The sequence below is a fragment of the Methylotenera sp. L2L1 genome, from assembly GCF_000744605.1.
Lineage (GTDB): Bacteria > Pseudomonadota > Gammaproteobacteria > Burkholderiales > Methylophilaceae > Methylotenera.
On sequence record NZ_JQMG01000001.1, the window covers coordinates 1,973,906 to 1,993,226 of the forward strand.

At 42.7% G+C, this 19,321-nt stretch carries 14 protein-coding genes; 7 read left to right on the forward strand and 7 right to left on the reverse strand.

Annotation, left to right across the window (positions count from 1 at the left end; all coding sequences use genetic code 11):
* Position 1 precedes the first annotated feature (1 nt).
* Together FG24_RS09370 and FG24_RS09375 are read left to right on the forward strand one after the other, a co-directional pair.
* Positions 2-688, forward strand: a complete 687-nt coding sequence (locus FG24_RS09370; protein WP_036302824.1) for an ABC transporter ATP-binding protein — start codon at positions 2-4, stop codon at positions 686-688.
* Positions 685-3,192, forward strand: a complete 2,508-nt coding sequence (locus tag FG24_RS09375) for an ABC transporter permease (protein WP_036302826.1) — start codon at positions 685-687, stop codon at positions 3,190-3,192. The genes FG24_RS09370 and FG24_RS09375 overlap by 4 nt, the downstream gene beginning before the upstream one ends.
* Positions 3,193-3,524: 332 nt before the next feature.
* Here FG24_RS09375 and FG24_RS09380 read toward each other — a convergent pair whose 3' ends face one another.
* Positions 3,525-5,960 carry a TonB-dependent receptor gene (locus FG24_RS09380; RefSeq protein WP_036302828.1) on the reverse strand — a complete coding sequence of 812 codons (2,436 nt, stop codon included), beginning with the start codon at positions 5,958-5,960 and terminating at the stop codon, positions 3,525-3,527.
* Between the two features lie 490 nt (positions 5,961-6,450).
* Between FG24_RS09380 and FG24_RS09385 the strand changes: the two genes are divergently transcribed.
* The 3 genes from FG24_RS09385 to FG24_RS09395 all read left to right on the forward strand — a co-directional run bounded on the left by FG24_RS09385 (position 6,451) and on the right by FG24_RS09395 (position 9,733).
* Complete coding sequence (locus FG24_RS09385) at positions 6,451-7,866, forward strand: sigma-54-dependent transcriptional regulator (RefSeq protein WP_036302830.1); 1,416 nt, start codon at positions 6,451-6,453, stop codon at positions 7,864-7,866.
* A 156-nt stretch (positions 7,867-8,022) separates the two neighbouring features.
* Positions 8,023-9,222, forward strand: a complete 1,200-nt coding sequence (purT, locus tag FG24_RS09390) for a formate-dependent phosphoribosylglycinamide formyltransferase (RefSeq protein WP_036302832.1) — start codon at positions 8,023-8,025, stop codon at positions 9,220-9,222.
* Between the two features lie 82 nt (positions 9,223-9,304).
* A complete protein-coding gene (locus FG24_RS09395) occupies positions 9,305-9,733 on the forward strand; it encodes a group II truncated hemoglobin (RefSeq protein ID WP_036302834.1) in 429 nt (142 codons plus the stop codon).
* Positions 9,734-9,827: 94 nt separating this feature from the next.
* Here the strand turns inward: FG24_RS09395 and FG24_RS09400 are convergent, their stop codons facing one another.
* Together FG24_RS09400 and FG24_RS09405 are read right to left on the reverse strand one after the other, a co-directional pair.
* A complete protein-coding gene (locus FG24_RS09400; RefSeq protein ID WP_036302836.1) occupies positions 9,828-11,213 on the reverse strand; it encodes a DEAD/DEAH box helicase in 1,386 nt (461 codons plus the stop codon).
* A 36-nt stretch (positions 11,214-11,249) separates the two neighbouring features.
* On the reverse strand, positions 11,250-12,962 hold the full coding sequence (locus FG24_RS09405) for a DEAD/DEAH box helicase (RefSeq protein WP_036302838.1): 1,713 nt from the start codon (positions 12,960-12,962) through the stop codon (positions 11,250-11,252).
* 414 nt (positions 12,963-13,376) lie between these two features.
* Here FG24_RS09405 and typA point away from each other — a divergent pair, with 414 nt between their 5' ends.
* Positions 13,377-15,185, forward strand: a complete 1,809-nt coding sequence (typA, locus tag FG24_RS09410; RefSeq protein WP_036302840.1) for a translational GTPase TypA — start codon at positions 13,377-13,379, stop codon at positions 15,183-15,185.
* A 263-nt stretch (positions 15,186-15,448) separates the two neighbouring features.
* Positions 15,449-15,976, forward strand: coding sequence for a PepSY domain-containing protein (locus FG24_RS09415; RefSeq protein ID WP_036302842.1), 528 nt, complete (start codon positions 15,449-15,451; stop codon positions 15,974-15,976).
* 141 nt (positions 15,977-16,117) lie between these two features.
* On the opposite strand, the gene motD is transcribed toward FG24_RS09415, so the two are convergent.
* Genes motD through FG24_RS09435 form a run of 4 tightly spaced genes read right to left on the reverse strand, consistent with a single transcriptional unit; the run spans position 16,118 to position 19,320 of the window.
* On the reverse strand, positions 16,118-16,975 hold the full coding sequence (gene motD / locus FG24_RS09420; RefSeq protein WP_036302844.1) for a flagellar motor protein MotD: 858 nt from the start codon (positions 16,973-16,975) through the stop codon (positions 16,118-16,120).
* A 25-nt stretch (positions 16,976-17,000) separates the two neighbouring features.
* Positions 17,001-17,750, reverse strand: a complete 750-nt coding sequence (locus FG24_RS09425; RefSeq protein WP_036302846.1) for a flagellar motor protein — start codon at positions 17,748-17,750, stop codon at positions 17,001-17,003.
* Positions 17,732-18,466 carry an RNA polymerase sigma factor FliA gene (locus FG24_RS09430; protein WP_036302848.1) on the reverse strand — a complete coding sequence of 245 codons (735 nt, stop codon included), beginning with the start codon at positions 18,464-18,466 and terminating at the stop codon, positions 17,732-17,734. The genes FG24_RS09425 and FG24_RS09430 overlap by 19 nt, the downstream gene beginning before the upstream one ends.
* A 14-nt stretch (positions 18,467-18,480) precedes the next feature.
* Positions 18,481-19,320 (reverse strand): MinD/ParA family ATP-binding protein, encoded by an 840-nt coding sequence (locus FG24_RS09435; RefSeq protein WP_036302850.1) that lies wholly within the window; start codon positions 19,318-19,320, stop codon positions 18,481-18,483.
* Position 19,321: the final 1 nt, after the last annotated feature.

A 19,321-nucleotide genomic window follows, 5' to 3' on the forward strand; every position in this document is an offset into this window, starting at 1 on the left:
AATGCAACAATCTCCAATGATTCAAGCGCAAGACCTGCACTACGAAATTACTAACCATGATAACCAAATTCGCATATTAAGTGGCCTAAATCTGAGCGTTACAGATGGTGACCAAATTGCCATTATTGGCAGCTCTGGTTCAGGTAAATCTACATTACTTAGCCTGCTCGCAGGGTTGGACGTTCCTACTAGCGGAAGCGTTCAAATTAGAGGTGGTCTATTTAGCGGTTTAAATGAAGATGGCCGTGCTGCGGTACGAGCTAAAGACATGGGGTTTGTATTTCAGTCTTTTCAGTTATTACCCGCATTGACTGCATTAGAAAACGTGATGCTTCCACTGCAATTAAAAAGCCATCCTAAAGCTGAAGCATTAAGCCTTGAAGCTTTAGATAAAGTAGGGCTAAGTCAACGTGTTCAACACTACCCTAAACAACTGTCTGGTGGAGAGCAGCAACGAGTGGCAATCGCGCGTGCTTTTGCCACACAGCCTAGTATTTTATTTGCAGATGAGCCCACAGGTAATTTAGATAGCACTACTGGCCAGATGATTATTGAGTTGCTGTTTAACATGAATAAAGAGGCTGGCACTACCTTGGTGCTGGTTACACATGATATTAAGCTGGCTAATCGTTGCAAGCGTCTATTTAAATTAGAGCACGGTGTTCTATTAGAAATGGCGCAAGTATGATGTTAGCTGCTAGGTTGGCATGGTCGCAAACGATTAGTTTGTGGCGCGCTGGTGAGTTAAGAGTATTAGTCTTCGCATTAGTGTTGGCGGTTGCAGCGATTACTGCGGTGAGTTTTTTTACGCAGCGTATTGAGTCTGCACTTAATCAACAAGGTAGTTTGTTAATTGGTGGAGATTTAGCGGTTTTAGCAGACCATCCTATCCCTACTACTTTTATGGTGCGTGCAAAATCACAAGCAATGTTGGCAACACGTACTTATGAATTCCCTAGTATGGTGATTTACGGCGAGTCGAGTCAGTTAGTTGAAATTAAGGCGGTTGAACCAAACTTTCCATTACGTGGGCACTTAACGATAGGTAAGCATCCACAGGATACGGGGCAAGCTGTGCAGGCCGCTCCTCAGGCTGGTGAGGTTTGGATAGAGCCACGATTAGCAACTTTGTTGAATGTGCAGGTAGGTGACAAACTCCAAGTGGGTGAACTTAGTTTAATAGTGAGTGCTGTATTACTGCGTGAGCCTTCGCGGGGGGGCAATATGTTTAGCTTTGCGCCTAGGTTGATGATGAACGCTGCCGATTTAGCTGCAACTCAACTTATTCAGTATGGCAGCCGTGTGAAATACCAGCTTTTGTTGGCTTCTAGCCCTGAAGAAATTCAGCGTTATTTGGAGCAGGCAAAGCCTACATTGGGTAGAGGAGAGCGGATGGATGATGTCCGTAATGCCCGTCCTGAAATAAAAACTGCATTAGATAAAGCACAGCAGTTTTTGGGGCTATCTGCCATGGTGAGTGTGGTGTTGGCGATGGTGGCCATGCTGTTATCAAGTTTGCCGTACATCAAGCAAAGTTTAAATACATTTGCTTTGATGCGCTGTTTTGGCGCCCAACAAAATACAGTGTTGCAGATATTGACCATTCAAACCTTAATGATCGCGTTATTGAGTGCGTTGGCTGGTGCGCTGCTTGGTTTTATCGCGCAACTAGGGTTAGCACAATTAGCAGGTAATTTGTTTGTGGAAACATTGCCACCGGTATCTGCAATGCCTGTGTTAATAGGGATTTTGGCTAGTATTGGGATGATGGTTGCTGTCGTGCTTCCACACGCGTGGCAAATGAGAAATCTGTCGGCGATGAATATACTAAGGCGAGATACGCTATTACTACCATTATCAACACAAGCTAAGTTCTTGCCAGCTGCTTTAGTGATGATGGTCATGATTTTCTGGCAGGCGCAAGATGTGAACATTGCAGTTTCGACGATTGTTGCGATGCTTGCATTGAGCTTAATTGTATTAGGCTTTGTTTATGCGCTCACTTACTTAGCACAGCGGTTTTTAATGCTCACCCCTAAAAGTAGCATGTTGGCCTCCATTAATCTGGGTATACAAGGCTTAAAACGCCGAGTTGGTTTGTCCACTGTGCAAATGATTGGCTTTTGCATGGGCTTGATGGTGATTATGCTGCTGACGCTCATCCGTGGTGATTTAATCCGTAATTGGCAAGCATCTCTGCCAGAAGGTGCGCCAAATCGATTTGTGATTAATATTCAACCCGCTCAAATTAATCAAGTAAATCAGTTTTTTATTAAACAAAACATTCAAGATGCGGCTATCTTTCCAATGGTGCGTGCGCGATTGGTCAGTAAAAATAAACAGTTAATCAATACTGTGACATGGCAAGATGATCGTGCGAAAAGACTTGCCGAGCGAGAGTTTAACTTGTCATGGGCCGCACAAATGCAAAGCGATAATAAGCTAGTTGCTGGACGCTGGTGGCAAGATAACGAACATGGAAAGCCATTAATATCACTTGAAGAGGGCTTGGCTAAAAGTCTTAATATTAAAATTGGTGATCAACTACTATTTGATATCGCAGGAAGTCCGTTAACACTGACCGTCACAAGTCTTAGAAAAGTAGAGTGGGATACGATGCGCGCCAATTTCTTTGCTGTGACACCGCCAGGGGTGCTGGATACATTTTCTGCCAGCCATATCAGCAGTTTTCATCTGCCTATTGGCGCAGAGGAGTCACTTAATCAACTGGTGAAGCAATACCCTAATTTAACCGTGATTGACATTGCAGCACTCATGCAGCAAGTGCGTGGCATCATGCAAAAGATGAGTCAGGCAATTGAGTATGTTTTTGTGTTTAGCTTAATTGTAGGTGTCGCCGTACTGTACGCTGCCCTTGTTGCCACCAGAGAGGAGCGCGTGACAGAAGCAACGCTAATGCGTGTATTTGGCGCATCACGACAACAGGTGAGTGTTGCTTATATCGCAGAATTTGCGTGTATTGGATTTATCTCGGCGCTAGTGGCATCGATTGCCGCAAATTTTTTAGCGTATTACATTAGTGTCAATATTCTCAATATACCGTTTCAGTTTAATCTTAGTTTGGTTGTATTGAGTGTGCTAGTTGCAGCAGTTTTAATTCCATTAGCTACTTGGTTGGGGTTGCGTCGTTTCTTGAATATTCCACCTAGGCAGTTACTTAACAGTATTTAATCTAGGCGTATTTTTATATATTTCCTACTTAATAAAACGTCATTCCCGCGTAGGCGGGAATCCAGTCAAGATGGTGATTAAGAATGTTGGTTTGTTGTAAATAATCTGGCATTCACATTACCTAAATTCCTGCCTATTGTGCCGAATCTTGGCGCTTCTGCGGCTTAGGTTAATGGGGAAAACTTTTAAGCTCTCACGAGAGTGACGGATAGTTTAGTGGCTATCACAGAAGAACAAAATCGCAACAAATAAAAAAGGGTTACAGCTTGCTGTAACCCTTTTTGCTAAGCAATCATACCTAACGGTGACTGCTTGTTTTTACATCAAATTGCCTACTTCTTTGGGCCACCAAACTCATAACGAGCGCCAATCCAAGCCGCACGTGGTGCGCCAGATAATAACCCAAGTTGTTTTGATTCAGTACCAAATGTGCCATCAGCAGTAAACATGGTTTCAGCTAAACGGCCACTCACATTGTACTCACGGTCAAAAATGTTGGTCGCTTTAGCAAATGCTTTCCAACCATTGCCGATGTTGTATTGTGTGTCTAAGTTAACAATAAAATAACCGCTCACTTTACCTTTGCCTGTAGCACACTCTTCAGTATCTGCAGCACAAGTTGCACTATTAGCACGATGTTGGTTGTTTTCATTGCCCCAAACATAAGCGCTTGAGAAGCCAATCACGTTAGTACCAATAGACCATGCTGGTGTGACTGCATATTGACCACGTAGTTTCAATTGATGTGCAGGAATTGATGGAATACGGTCACCTGGTTTTGCGTAAATAATACCTTCACTATCTTCTGACGAGTTTGAAGAACTTACAAATGAAACATCAGAATCGTAAGTGGCACGTACATAGCTGTATGAAGCGCTCCATCTGAACTTATCAGCATCACCAGCTAAGCCCATATCAATCCCTTGACGCTTAGTTCTGCCTACGTTTTTGTAGTAGCCAGCACCGTTTGATGAGCCTGCTGCAGTGAATTGAATGTCATCATGGTTAACAGCATGGTACAAGCCAGCATTCCAACGAATACTTTCTGTTAACAAGCCACGACCACCAAACTCATAAGTTTTCGCAACCACTTGGTTTAGTGGAGGATCATCTGCCATTGCTGAAGGCAGTAAGCATGGTGCCGCTGGATTTGAACAGCCTAACTCAATAGAGGTTGGTGCACGGCTAGATTCACTATAAGACGTAAAGAACGTTAAATTGTCATTAGGTGTATGCGTCAGGCCTATGCTTGGGTTTAAACGTGTGTAGCTATCTTTTGCAGTCAAGCTATTTGGATTTGTATCAGAACGAGGACCTCTTAGCGTATCTACGTTATCAACACGCGTAAAGTTCCAGCTTGCACCACCAGTTAAATGCCACTGATCATTAAGAGATAATGTATCTGTTGCAAATAAACGTGCTGTGTATTGTTTACCAGTAAGACCTGTTGTTTGCCTTTGTGGGAGCAAACCATCACCAGCTAAGATTGGTGCTCTTGATGGGTCAAACACTGAAGAGCTGCCTGTGTTTCCAACCAAAATACCATCAACAATAGCTTCACTCAATTCGGAAATATTTACATTTTCAGATTGTTTGAATCTAGACAATGTGTAGTCGTATCCTGCGCCAACTGTAAATTGATTCTTTTTACCCATCCAATCCTCATTGAATACCATCTGACCAGTTGCGCCATAGGTATCTTGAGTAGTTTTAGATGAGTTTAGGGTTGAGCCGGTTATTTCACAGTCATCACCAGCACCGTTACATGTTATGCCAGGATAGCCGGCAAGCGCATCACCATCTTCAATCTCAGCTTCGTATAAGTCACCATTTACTGTATGACGATTAGATTTTCTGTAATACACATTACCAGAGAACATCGTGTCTTCATTAATCCAATGAGAGCCGTTTAGTGCTAAGAAGTGTGAGTGGTTGTTGGTAAAGTCTGGGCGAGTATGAATTTGATCACGATCACCACTTAATAGGTTTTCAGGCGTAAAGCCATTACCAATAAGATTATTATCTGTACCGATATAAGTTAAATCTAACTTGGTTGTTTCATTTTGCCAACCCAACTTACCAAATAATTGGTTGAGGTGTGATGGTGAGTAATCTCTCCAGCCATCTTCAGTCGTGTGTTGGTAGCCTAGCATGTAATCTACAGAACCATCTTTAGATACGCCGCCAGCTTCGATTAATGCACGTTGACGACCCCATGAGCCAGCCTCGTATTCTAAGGCCATGCCTTGGTTATCACGACCACTTTTGGTTTGAATCGCAATAGCACCGCCCAAAGTATTTAAACCGAATAATGGATTTGATCCAGGCACTACTTGCATGTTGCCAATCGCAAAGCTAGGAATCTTGTCCCAAAGCGTTACATCACCGAATGGCTCGTTGACACGTACACCATCCACATAGGTAGAAAGACCTTGAGCATTACCTAATAAAGAAGAAGCAGAGTAGCCACGGAAGTTGATTTCTGGTTGCCATGGGTTACCAGACATATCTGATACTGTCACCCCTTGCATATTGTTCATCATGTAGTCAGCAATTGAAACGCCAGCTTGATTAGCAACCTCTTTTGGTGATGCCATTTGGATATTTGCAGGTACTTTATTTAACGGCAAACCAATACCTGGTAGTGGTGTAGTGCCGTATACCTCAATTTTCTTAATATTAATTGCAGTGTCATCTGCAAGTGCTGGTGTGTTTGCAAAAGCAAGCATCACCGCGACAGATGTAAGTTTCATCAATGGTTTTTTCATTATTTACTTTCGATAAAAATTCTAGGCTATCTTTTATGTAAGATGGGCTAAATTAAGCAAAAAATATTCCAATTTAAACGTTTTTAATCTAAGTTAATTCAAGTGATTGAATTAACTTAGATTAAAAACTTAACGGTTAATTGAGATTGGTGGTGGCGGCTAGTTGGTGGTTGTAATAAACCATATTATGGTTGTATATAACCAATAATTGGTTGTAATAAACCATGTTTTGGTTGAGTATAGCGATGTTGATGTTGTGGCGAAGTGATCTTGATGGTGAGGTTCTTTTAAATAAAGAGTGTAGCTTTTTTGTGCTATTTATAATGTTGAGTAATGCCTGTGGGAGCGCAGTGCATTTAATTTGGCCAAATCATGATTGTTAATGGTGGTAGTTTTTTTGTGAAGTTTTATAAAAAAGATGCTTGGAATGTTTCTTGCTAATTTAAAACCAGTAAAGATAAAAATTAAGCTTGTATGTCAGGAGTAATAATTGCAATTAGCGCATCTCAGTAATATTGAAGCTTCAACGTTAGCTAAACAACAATCAAAAATATTGATTGTTGAAGATGAGGCGTTGTTTGCACGTGCCGTAGTGCGTCGGTTACAAAAATCAGGCTATGAATGTGCGCACGTGGAGAGTCTGCAAGATGCGCGCAATATCGTTAAACAATTTACGCCAGATATTGTTTTACTCGACATGCGATTACCTGATGGCAATGGTTTAGATTTGCTTGCTGAGTTTGTTGCTAAAGGCGCAGTGGTGATTGTCATGACTGCGCATGGTGAAATCAGTGATGCCGTCAATGCAATGAAGCTAGGGGCCGTTGATTACCTTAAAAAACCGATAGATCTCGAAGAGTTGTTATTATCGATTCAAAAAGCTGAAACTGCAGCTATGCAGAGTAAGAGTCTTGATTACTCACGCCAGCGTAATGCGCATGCCTCAGAAGGTGTGGAGTTGCTGGGAGATAGCCCAGCCATGCAAAATGTAAAAATGCAAATTAAACGCATTGCGCAGCTAGTATCAAACGACAGTGTGCCGCCTACAGTGCTGATAGGTGGTGAAACAGGAACTGGTAAAGATGTGGCTGCACGTTTATTGCATTTATCATGTGCTAATAGTGATAAACCTTTTGTGCACGTGGATTGTGCGTCATTGCCAGCAGAGCTAATGGAAAGTGAATTATTTGGTCATGAGAAGGGCGCTTTTACTGGCGCTGTCAGTTCTCGCCCTGGTTTGATTGAGGCAGCAGAAGACGGCACTTTGTTTCTAGATGAAATCGGTGAATTACCATTAGCGCTACAGGCGAAACTGCTTAATGTGCTAGAGCGTCGTGTTGTTCGGCGTATTGGGTCAACTAAAGAGCGTACTGTACCAGCTCGTTTTGTGGCAGCGACTAATCGTGATTTACATGAAATGTCACAGAATGGCCGTTTTAGGCAAGATTTGTATTACCGGCTCAACATGATGAGTGTTTTTATGCCACCATTGCGTGATCGTGGGCACGATATTATGTTGTTAGCCAAAAGCTTTGCCACACAAACTGCTAGACGTTACGGCTTAACCAGCCCGCATTTCACTAGAGAGGCAGTGAGTACGATACAAACTTATGCATGGCCAGGTAATGTGCGTGAACTGAAGCATCAAGTGAGCCGTGCTATGTTGCTTTGTCATAACGGAGAGCTGACAGACATTGATTTGGCGTTACCAAATTGCCGTCTTGCAGAGCCGATTCCTACTACCTTAGCAGATTCACAACAGTCCGCTCTGGATGCGGCAGAAAAGTCTATATTGTTACAAGTCCTTGTCGAAACTAAATACAATGTTTCTGAGGCGGCAAGAAAGCTTGGGATTACACGCATGACAATGCGTTATCGTATGGATAAGCATCAAATTAAAGCTTAGCAGCTTGGTTGCAATTTTTTAAACCAGTGATGTCGAAATTTATTCATCTATAGAGGCTGTTCATTTTCTATTTTCTTGTAAATTAAGTGTATCTCTAATTTTCTTAAAAATAGCTGCATGGTATGATTCGAGCAATCATAAAATGAAAGAATCACTATGCGAATCGGAACCCCTTTAAGTCCTAATGCAACCCGTGTCATGCTCTTAGGTAGTGGTGAGCTTGGTAAAGAGGTGATTATCGCTTTGCAACGTCTAGGCGTTGAAGTGATTGCCGTCGATCGCTATAAAAATGCGCCTGGCCATCAAGTTGCGCATCGCGCCCATGTGATCGATATGACTGACGACCAAGCATTACGTCAGTTGATTGCGCTTGAAAAGCCACATTTGATTGTGCCTGAAATTGAAGCTTTAAACACAGCAACACTCGCTGATATTGAACAATCGGGCATTGCGACCGTGATTCCTACCGTTAAAGCTGTGCAGTTAACGATGAATCGTGAAGGTATTCGCAGGCTTGCTGCTGAAGACCTTAACCTACCGACATCTCCTTATGCATTTGCCAGAAGCGAAGCCGAGCTTCAAGCTGCGATTGATGCAGGTATAGGCTACCCATGTTTTATCAAGCCTACCATGTCTTCCTCTGGTAAGGGTCAATCACGCATTACACAGGCGAGCGAAGTATCCTCTGCGTGGGAATATGCTGCGTCTGGTGGACGCGTAAATCAAGGTGTAGTGATTGTTGAGGGTCAAATTGACTTTGATTATGAGATTACGCTATTAACCGTCCGTGCAAAAAATGCACAAGGTGAAATCAGCACTTACTTCTGTGAGCCAATTGGCCATGTGCAAGAAAAGGGTGACTATGTCGAAAGCTGGCAACCGCAACCAATGGCTACTAAAGCATTAGAAGAGTCTAAACGTATTGCTAAAGCGGTCACTGACAGCTTGGGCGGCTTGGGCTTGTTCGGGGTTGAGCTGTTTGTCAAAGGCGACCACGTTTGGTTTAGTGAGGTAAGTCCTCGTCCACATGATACAGGCATGGTGACGATGGCCACGCAACGCTTTAGTGAGTTTGACCTACACGCACGTGCAATTTTAGGATTGCCTGTAGACGTGAGCCTGCGTGAAGCTGGCGCTAGTGCTGTTATCTATGGCGGGCATAATACCCAGCAATTAGCTTTTGATGGCGTGGAAAAAGCCTTAGCCGTGAATAATACTGATATTCGCTTATTTGGTAAGCCAGAGTCTTTTACTAAAAGGCGGATGGGCGTTGCATTAGCGACGGGTAAAGATGTTGCGGAAGCAAGAGTAAGTGCAAAATTGGCTGCTAGTCTTGTGACACCGATTGATATTTAAATGTAGGGATAGCAACAGTACAGTGGTGATGCATTTTGCACACTACGTTACAAAAAGTTCCTACACTTAAGGTTTTAAGCATATGTTAAATGAAATAGAAGAAGCGGGTAGTGATAAGCGTACATTTTTTGAGCTACTCGGTGGTGAAGAAAACGGCATCCAAAATATTCGTTTGCTGGTAGAGACATTTTACGACATCATGGATAGTGATCCTAAGGCGAAGCCTCTGCGCGATATGCATCAGCCAGATTTAACCTCTGCTCGTGAGAAGCTGTTTATGTTTTTAACCGGATGGACAGGTGGACCACAGCTATATATTGAGCGCTATGGCCATCCAATGCTGCGTAAGCGGCATTTGCCGTTTGCCATTGGTGAGTCAGCGCGTGACCAATGGATGTATTGCATGATTAAAGCCATGCATCAGTTGGAATATGACGAGGCGTTGATGAAAAAACTAGCAAATCAGCTCTATGGTGTTGCTGACTTTATGCGGAATCAACACGGGCATTAACTGTACGTAATCAATTAACGGCGCGCAATAAAAAGGGGCATCACTGCCCCTAATTAGCTGGGTACTAAATACCCCACATAACTTTCAAAGATTATTACTTTCTAGATAACAATCCACCAAGTAAGGCAGCTACTGGTGCTTTTTTGGTGTTAATTTGTCTAGTAGCGACAACATTATTTTCTTGTGTGCTTGGTTCGTAAGGTTTATCAAACCATGGGTCGACACTCTTCTTCTTAGCTGGTAAGCGTCTGGTTGGTGCTTCCTGATCTTTCACCTGATTGCTTGCGTTGCTACGTGTACGTGATGTTGCTTTAGGTTTATCTAGCGCTACCGTTTCTTTGGTAATTTGGCGTTTGATTAACTTCTCAATTTCAACCAAGTATTTCTCTTCATCATCGCTGACAAATGAAATTGCAACGCCGCTTGCGCCGGCACGTCCGGTACGGCCAATACGATGCACATAATCTTCTGGCGCACTTGGAATTTCATAATTAATCACCATTGGCAGTTCACTAATATCTAAACCACGCGCAGCAACATCCGTTGCGATAAGCGCAGTCACTGTGCTAGCTTTAAACGCATCTAATGCTTTAATACGCTCTTGTTGGGTTTTATCGCCATGAATTGCGTCTGCCGCAATGCCTTCGCGTACTAGGCTGCGGCTTAAACGGCTCGCCGTTAATTTTGTTTTGGTGAATACGATGACTTGTTTTGCATCGGCTTCTTTTAACAGCTGAATTAACAAGGCTTCTTTATCTGATTGCGCAACTTGATATACTTTTTGCGTTACGTTGTCGTTGGTTGCATTGCTGCGCGCCACTTCAATCAATTGAGGTTTAGTTAAAAAGTCATCTGCTAATTTTTTAATCTCGTTTGAGAATGTCGCTGAAAACATCAAATTTTGACGCTGTTTTGGCAATAGTGCCAAAATACGTTTCAAATCAGGCATAAAGCCCATGTCCAGCATTCTGTCTGCTTCATCAAGTACTAACATTTGTACTTGGTTGAGCTGTAATGTTTTTTGTTCAATATGATCCAACAAACGGCCAGGGGTCGCTACCAACACTTCCACGCCCGTTTTAAGGTGAGGTGTCTGTGTTTTGATATCTACGCCACCATAGACAACCAGTGAGCGTAATTGCGTATGCTTGGCATACGCTTTGACGCTTTCTTCCACCTGAATAGCAAGCTCACGTGTTGGCGTTAAAATTAACGCGCGCACGGGGTGCTTGGCAGGAGAGGTGCTGCTATTGGCTAGCGGTAATAACTTCTGTAGTAGGGGAAGCGCAAATGCCGCAGTTTTACCTGTGCCAGTTTGCGCCCCTGCCATTAGATCCCCTCCAGCCAAGGCAACAGGAATAGCCTGTGCCTGAATTGGTGTTGGAGTAGTGTAACCAGATTCAGTTAATGCACGTAAGAGCTCAGGTGCGAGTCCTAATGTGCTGAAACTTGGGCTGTCAGTCGTTACGATTTCTGTCATTTGTTGGATACTGTTCAATTAAAGTCTTTACTTAAGTTATGCAAAACTACGTGAGCGACGTGGTGCACCATTGCCTGCACCTGCATTAGCGCCAGCAAAACCACGTGCTGGACCACGGCTATCGCTACGACCAGCAGGACGGCTATCACTGCGATCACCATCACGACGTGCAGCAGGTGCTGCGCTACGATCAGAACGGCCTTCGCTACGTTGACCGTCGCGTGAGTAAGGTTTTTTACCGAAGGCTACGCTATCGCCAAAGCTACGGTTAGGTGTACCCGCATTGTTACCACGGCTACGGTCACCAGACTTATCAAACGCTGCGCGGTCACCAAAGCTACGTGCACGGTCGCCAGATGGTCTTTCTGAGCGGTTAGTATCAGATCTGCCAGCATAACCAGCTGAGTTGCCATTGATTTCACGCGGAGCTGAGTCACGGTTGCCACGATTTTCAAAACGGTTTTCGCTGCGAGGAGCGCTATCACGGCTAGCGCCATTGCGATCATCACGACCTTTGTAACCACCACGGTCATCACGTGGTTTAAAGCCACCACGACCACCTGGTTTGTGACCATCACGACGGCTGCCGCTAGGGCCATCCATCTTCATGGCACGTTTTGGTTCAAAACCTTCAATCACTGCAGGCGACATGGTGTTGCCAGTGAATTGTTCGATTTTACGTAGAATATGTCTATCCATGTTCGACGCGAATGAAATGGCGATACCAGTGTTGCCAGCACGACCAGTACGGCCGATACGGTGTACATAGTCTTCTGCAAATTTAGGTAAGTCGTAATTGATGACGTGTGTAATGCCATGTACGTCAATACCGCGTGCAGCAACGTCAGTCGCTACCAAGATTTTTACATCGCCATGACGTAATTTAGTCAATGTGCGGTTACGTGCACCTTGTGTCATATCACCGTGTAGTGCGGCTGTTTTATGGCCTGCTGCGTACAAATCTTCAGCTAACACATCAGCGTGACGTTTAGTGCTGGTGAAAATGATAGCTTGGTTAACTTCAGGAGCAATCAATAAATGCTCAAGCAGTTTGTTTTTGTGTGTCATATCATCAACAAAGTGCAAGCGTTGCTCAATGTTTGCGTGTTTTTCACGTTGAGCTGCTACTTGAATTGTTTTAGGATTTTTAAGAATTTTGTTCGCAATACGTGCGATGTCTCCATCTAATGTCGCTGAGAACAATAATGTTTGACGCTCTGCCGAGAGTTGCTCGCAAATACGTTCAACATCAGGTAAGAAGCCCATGTCTAACATACGGTCAGCTTCATCTAATATCAACATTTGTAGACGTGATAAGTCAATACGACCACGTTCCATATGGTCCAATAGACGGCCTGGCGTTGCTACTAAGATGTCTAGCGGTTGTGATAATAGTTTGTTTTGTAGTGGGTAAGGCATGCCACCTACGATACTTACTGTACGTGCACGGATAAATTTACCGTATTTACGTGCAGCTTCGTTCACTTGTGTTGCAAGTTCACGAGTAGGTACAAGTACTAAAATGCGTGGACCACGGCTTTTAGATTCGTGTGGAGTTGCTAGTAAGTTTAGTGCTGGCAACATGAATGCTGCAGTTTTACCTGTACCAGTCTGTGCTGAAGCCATCAAGTCGTGACCTTCTGTCACAACAGGAATTGCTTGGGCTTGAATAGGGGTTGGGGCTGTATAGCCTGATTCCTCTAAAGCACGAATAATAGTAGGGTGTAGATTTAATGATTCAAAAGACAAGATAGTCCCTTTCAAAAGCAGTTTTATAAAAACAATAAAAGGGCGCGAGCAAATACATGTATGTTTACAGTGATGTTGTGAAAAAACAACATAACGCAAAAAGCAAATTTCAAATATATAGTTCGAGATGCTTTATTTACCAGCGCACGGGCATAGCCGCTAACCAGTAAAGATAGATTTAATATTAAATCTAAAGATAGTCACTTCAAAATTTCACGAGTGACTGAGGGTCAGGGCGATGAATCTAAAACTCTAGAGCTATTTGTTAAGCTGTTTAAAGTTCTAAGTTGTGCGCATTATATGCATTAATTACACTTTGTCAAAGTGTTTTTTACTATATTTATAGATAGTTAAATCATTCTTAGGGCTTAATGTGTTAAAATCGCCGCCTTTCAATGAACTGGTAGCAAGACAATGTCTCGTAATTTAAGAAATATCGCAATTATTGCCCACGTTGACCATGGTAAAACAACTATGGTTGATAAACTTTTACATCAAGCAGGTACATTTACATCTCATCAGACAGTGTCTGAGCGTGTAATGGACAGTGGCGATATTGAAAAAGAACGTGGTATTACCATTTTGGCAAAAAACACTGCGCTGAATTACGAAGGTACGCATATTAACGTTGTGGACACTCCAGGCCATGCGGACTTCGGTGGTGAAGTTGAGCGTGTATTAGGTATGGTGGATGGCGTTGTTCTGTTAGTAGATGCTGTTGAAGGCCCGATGCCACAAACACGTTTTGTTACTAAAAAAGCGTTGGCGCTAGGTTTGAAACCAATCGTTGTTATTAATAAAGTAGATCGTCCAGGTGCACGTACTGACTGGGTAGTGAATCAAACATTTGATTTGTTTGCTAACTTGGGTGCAACAGATGAGCAGTTAGACTTCCCTGTAGTATATGCGTCAGCAATCAATGGCTATGCTATGTTGGATATGAATAAGCCTAGCGATAACATGCGTGCTTTGTTTGAAACGATTTTAAGTCATGTAGCGCCACCAGCTGGTGATAGCAATGCACCTTTACAGTTGCAAGTTTCAGCATTAGATTATTCAACTTACACTGGTCGTTTAGGTATTGGTCGCGTGACTAACGGTAAAATCAGACCTGGCCAAGCAGTGACTGTGATGAATGAAACTAAACAAATCGCTACGGGTAAAATCAACCAAGTGCTTGGTTTCCGTGGTTTGGAACGTGTGCCAGTTGAAGAAGCTGAAGCTGGCGACATTGTAATTATTTCTGGTTTAGATGATATTGGTATTGGTTTCACTATCTGTGATCGTGAAAACCCAATTGGTTTGCCTCATTTAGGTGTGGATGAGCCAACATTGACCATGGACTTTATGGTGAATACTTCACCATTAGCTGGTACTGAAGGTAAATTTGTGACTTCACGTCAAATTCGTGATCGTTTAACTAAAGAGCTTTTAGTTAACGTTGCTTTGCGTGTTGAAGACACTGAAGATGCTGACGTGTTCCGCGTTTCTGGTCGTGGTGAGTTGCACTTAACCATCCTGCTAGAAAATATGCGTCGCGAAGGTTTCGAGATGGCAGTAGGTAAACCAAAAGTTGTTTACCGTGAAATTAATGGCGAAAAATGTGAGCCATATGAAATTCTTACTGTGGACTTAGAAGATGAGCATCAAGGTGCTGCGATGGAGGAATTAGGCCGTCGTCGTGGTGAAATGCAAAATATGGAGTCTGACGGTAATGGTCGTACACGTTTGGAATATAGAATTCCAGCGCGTGGTTTGATTGGTTTCCAAGGTGAATTCTTAACGATGACCCGTGGTACTGGTTTGATGGGTCATGTGTTTGATGAATATGCTCCAGTTAAAGCTGATATGCCAGGCCGTCGTAATGGCGTGTTGATTTCAGCTGAAAATGGCGAGGCTGTGGCTTACGCGCTTTGGAAGTTGCAAGACCGCGGTAAAATGTTCTCAGTACCAGGTGACAAGTTGTATGAAGGTATGGTGATTGGTATTCACAGCCGTGATAACGATTTGATCGTGAACCCGATTAAAGGTAAGCAGCTGACTAACATTCGTTCATCAGGTACTGATGAGGCTGTACGTTTGATTACGCCAATTGCATTATCTTTAGAATCAGCAGTTGAGTTTATTGATGATGACGAGTTGGTGGAAATTACCCCTAAAACGATTCGTATCCGTAAACGTTACTTGCTTGAGCATGAGCGTAAACGTGCATCAAAAGACTAATTATTAGTTGATGTATTGAAACCCAGCCTAGTGCTGGGTTTTTTATTGTTTGTTCATCTGACTTGATCTGCAATCACGTTAGAAATGACATTGAATGTTACATTTTGGATGGATTGGTGCTTGATTTTGGCTGTTTACAGCCAAAAATGTAATAGTTTTGTAAATCAATCAAATGCTTAGCGCTTGTTTGGTAAAATTTAATAATTGTAATGGTTTTACTTAGGTACTTATTTTTACTTTACTAACAATAATAGGAGTTAATTATGTTTCGTTTATCTTTAGGATCTACTTTAGTTGCAGCTGTATTTTTTGCAAACTCTGCTATCGCTGGCCATGACACTATCAAACCAAAAGCTTATGATAGTTTAGGAAAGTGCGTAAAAGCAGCATTAACTAAGCACGAAGGCACGATTGTAAAGACAGAGTTCAAGTCTGAGAAAAAAGTGGGTGTTTATGAGTTTGATATCGAAACTGCAGATGGTAAGGCATGGGATGTTGAGTGCAATGCTAAAACTGGTAAAGTAACAGAGGTTGAGGAAGAAGTTAAGGCTGATGATGCTAGATTCAAAGTGCTTGCTAAAGTAAGCGAGGCTGATGCTAAAGCAACAGCACTGGCTGCACATCCTGGCACTGTGGTAGAGACAGAGTATGAGCTTGAGTCAGACGGCAAAGCATCTTATGAGTTTGATATTTTAGAAGCTGATAAAGAAGAAATTAAAGTAGAAGTTGATGCGACTACTGGTAAGATTGTTGAAGTGAGCTACGAAGAATACCAAATCGGTAAAGAGTAATAGATTTTGTATAAAATAAAAGCCAGCATTTGCTGGCTTTTATTTTTTGATGCTAGCAATTTTGGTGTTAGCAAAGCAATCAAACTACACATACATTGTATTAAACCACGTACGTTGTATTAAACAGCCGCGATATCGACTCTAATTGGGAGCTTTCGGTACTGTTTGCGCTTTAGGTGCTAGGGCAGATGCCTGAGGCACAATCACATTGGAGGTGTCCTCTTGCGTAGGTACTTCATAGGTAATGATGATAGATACACGTCTGTTTTTTGCACGACCTGTTTCTGTTTCGTTTTCGCTAATCGGTTGTGATGCGCCTAGACCAGTTGCACTTAAGCGCTGTTCGCTGATACCTAAAGTGCTTAGCAGTCTCACAACACTGCTGGCGCGCACTGCAGAAAGTTCCCAGTTAGAGAAGAACGTAGTGTTATGAATAGGTGTGTTGTCTGTGTGACCTTCTACCTGTATTTTTCGTTGATTATTTTTAATTAACGGAACAATTTCGCTAATGATTGCATTGGCCGCCATTGATAAATCAGCAGAACCGGCACTAAATAACAAGTTATCTTGTATATCAATACGGATACCACGGCTAGTCTGTATGACTTGAATCTTACCCTCTGCAATCATTGGTGCCAGTTTGTTAGATACCTCAGCCCCAGTTTTGGCCATGGAATCACGCTCTCTGCGCATTTTTTCTGTATATAAATGGCTTAGTGGAAGTGGTTTGATGATTGATGTGGTGTTAGTTTCCGTGACGCCTCGCGCGCCTAGGCCTTTTTCTGTACTTGTTTGGTTGACACCAGAGCTACCATTACCGCTAAAAGCCGTGCCGATAGAGTTAGTGAGTTGTTTGTATTTACCTATTTCTACGGAAGAAATAGAGTACATGACGACGAAAAATGCGAATAAAAGCGTAATAAAGTCAGCATAAGAGACTAACCATCGCTCATGGTTATCTTGATCCTCTTCTACTCTTTTACGGATGAGTTTCGACATAGTTTATAATTAAGTTAATTGGCGACTAGTGTGGTTTGTCTAGGTAGCTGTCTAAGCGTTCCTCAACAATTCTAGGGTGATCGCCATTGGCAATAGACACCCATGCGTTGAGTAACATTTCACGTGTTTTTAATTCTGCTTGAATGTGTGTTTTTAACTTGTTTGCAATAGGCAAAAATATCAAATTGGCAAAGCCAACGCCATAAATAGTGGCCACAAATGCGACAGCGATACCGCTACCTAGCTTGCTTGGGTCGGATAAATTCTCCATCACATGAATTAGGCCAAGTACCGCGCCCAAAATCCCCACAGTCGGCGCATAGCCGCCAGCTGCGTCCCAAATTTTCGCAGCACTACGCATTTGAACCTCATGGAAATAGATGTCAATCGCACATATCTCGCGAATTTTTTCTGGAGGAGTACCATCAATCATCAAGCGCATGCCTTTAATAATAAAGGGATCAGTTTCCCTTTTTAAGAAAGGCTCCAGCATGAAAATACCTTCTTTACGTGCAAAATTGCTCCAGACCAAAATGCGTTTGAAAAGCTCTTTCTTGTCATCAACTGGCTTTTTAAATACTTTTTTTAGCATTTTTAAGCCTTGAATGAAGGTTTTGGCTGGTGTTTGTACAAGTACCGCACCAAAGGTGCCGAACATCACGATAAGAAAAGCTGCATATTGCAACAGCGAACCAACGTTCCCGCCCTCAAGTTTTTGCCCTAGTATAATCCCTGCAACAGCAAGGATTAGGCCGATTATGCTGCCCCAGTCCATGACTTCTCTCTTAAGTTAGCACGTAGCCTTGCAACTGCCTGACTATGTAATTGACATACACGGGATTCTGAAACGCTCATTACCGCACCAATTTCTTTTAAGTTTAACTCTTGTTCGTAGTATAAACCCAGCAAGATTTTTTCTCGCTCAGGTAGCGAATCTATCGCAGCAATCAGTGCATCTCTGAAGTCACCGATGAGCAAGCCTTTAATGGGGTCACTGTCGTGGTCAGACTGAAAGCGATCTAAGAAATGTTCTCCACTCTCTGCTTCGTGAAAGTCTTCATAGTAAACCAGTTGGTGTCCGCTACAGTCACCAAGCATTTCGTGGTATTCAGCGAGAGATAAATTCAGTTTTTTAGCAACATCATTTTCAGTAGGGGGTTGGCCAAGTTGCTGTTCTAATTGGCTAATGGCATGTTCAACATCACGCATGTTTTTACGGATGCTACGTGGCAACCAATCTGAACTGCGTAGCTCATCCAGCATGGCGCCTCTGATTCTTTGTGCGGCATATGTTTCAAATTGTGCGCCGTGGGTGTCTTCATAACGATTAACCGCATCTAGCAGACCCATCATGCCAGCTTGAATCAAATCATCAAGCTCTACACTAGGTGGAAGCTTGGCTTTTAATTGATAAGCGAGTTTTTTAACTAAGATAGCATGCTGATCCAGCAAAACGTCTTTTTGATCTTTTTTCCCATGCGCTGTGTACATAAATCGTCTTTAGCTTAGTTGTATGATGCCTGTTTATTGTTAAAAATATTATCATGCTTGTCATCTAAGCGTTGTGCAATTTGCTTTAATGCAGTGGATGCGATAGCAAGCGGAAATGCGTCAATGACTGAGCGTCCTAATTTGGAAGCGCGGTTTAAATGACTGTCAGCAGGAATTGCACCAAAAAAATCTAATTCAATTTGCATAAAGCGTTTTGCTACTTGCGATATATTGCGGAATACTACTTGCGCCTGTGCGTCTGTTGAATCATCTACAATGATACCAAAAGAACGTCTACCAAGTTCACCGCATACTTGTTTAATCAGTGAATACGCTTGGGTAATAGACTCAGGCTTGCGTGAGAGCTGAATAATAATCTCACTTTCGTTGAGTTTGTGTAAAGGCAGCGTGTTAGCTTTGTTGAGCATTGTGTCCACTAACACCATGTCGTATTGCTGGGCCAATTGGTTGAAAAGCAGATTAAGCTGACTAGTGGTATGGTTGTCATTTGCATTAGCTAATAGCTGCTTTTGCATTAATTTAACGCTTAAAAAGCCATGGCTAGTTGATTTAATTGCTTGCTGTAAGATATGTTTTTCTTGAATAACATCTAGAAGTGAAGGGGACTGATCTAACTCATAGCTTTGTTCAAGCGTATGCTCTGATGCGTGCATGACGAGCACATCGCTGCCTTGATTCGCGATAGAAGTTGCTAGGTTTGTGATTAGACGCGGTTGTGTTTGTGAGGGTAAGGCGGATAAAACAGACACAACTCTAGGCTTTGGTTTTGCCATAATACGTCTTAATCCTGCAGCTTGATCGTTATGCATGACGCTATTATTGAAGTTTGACATG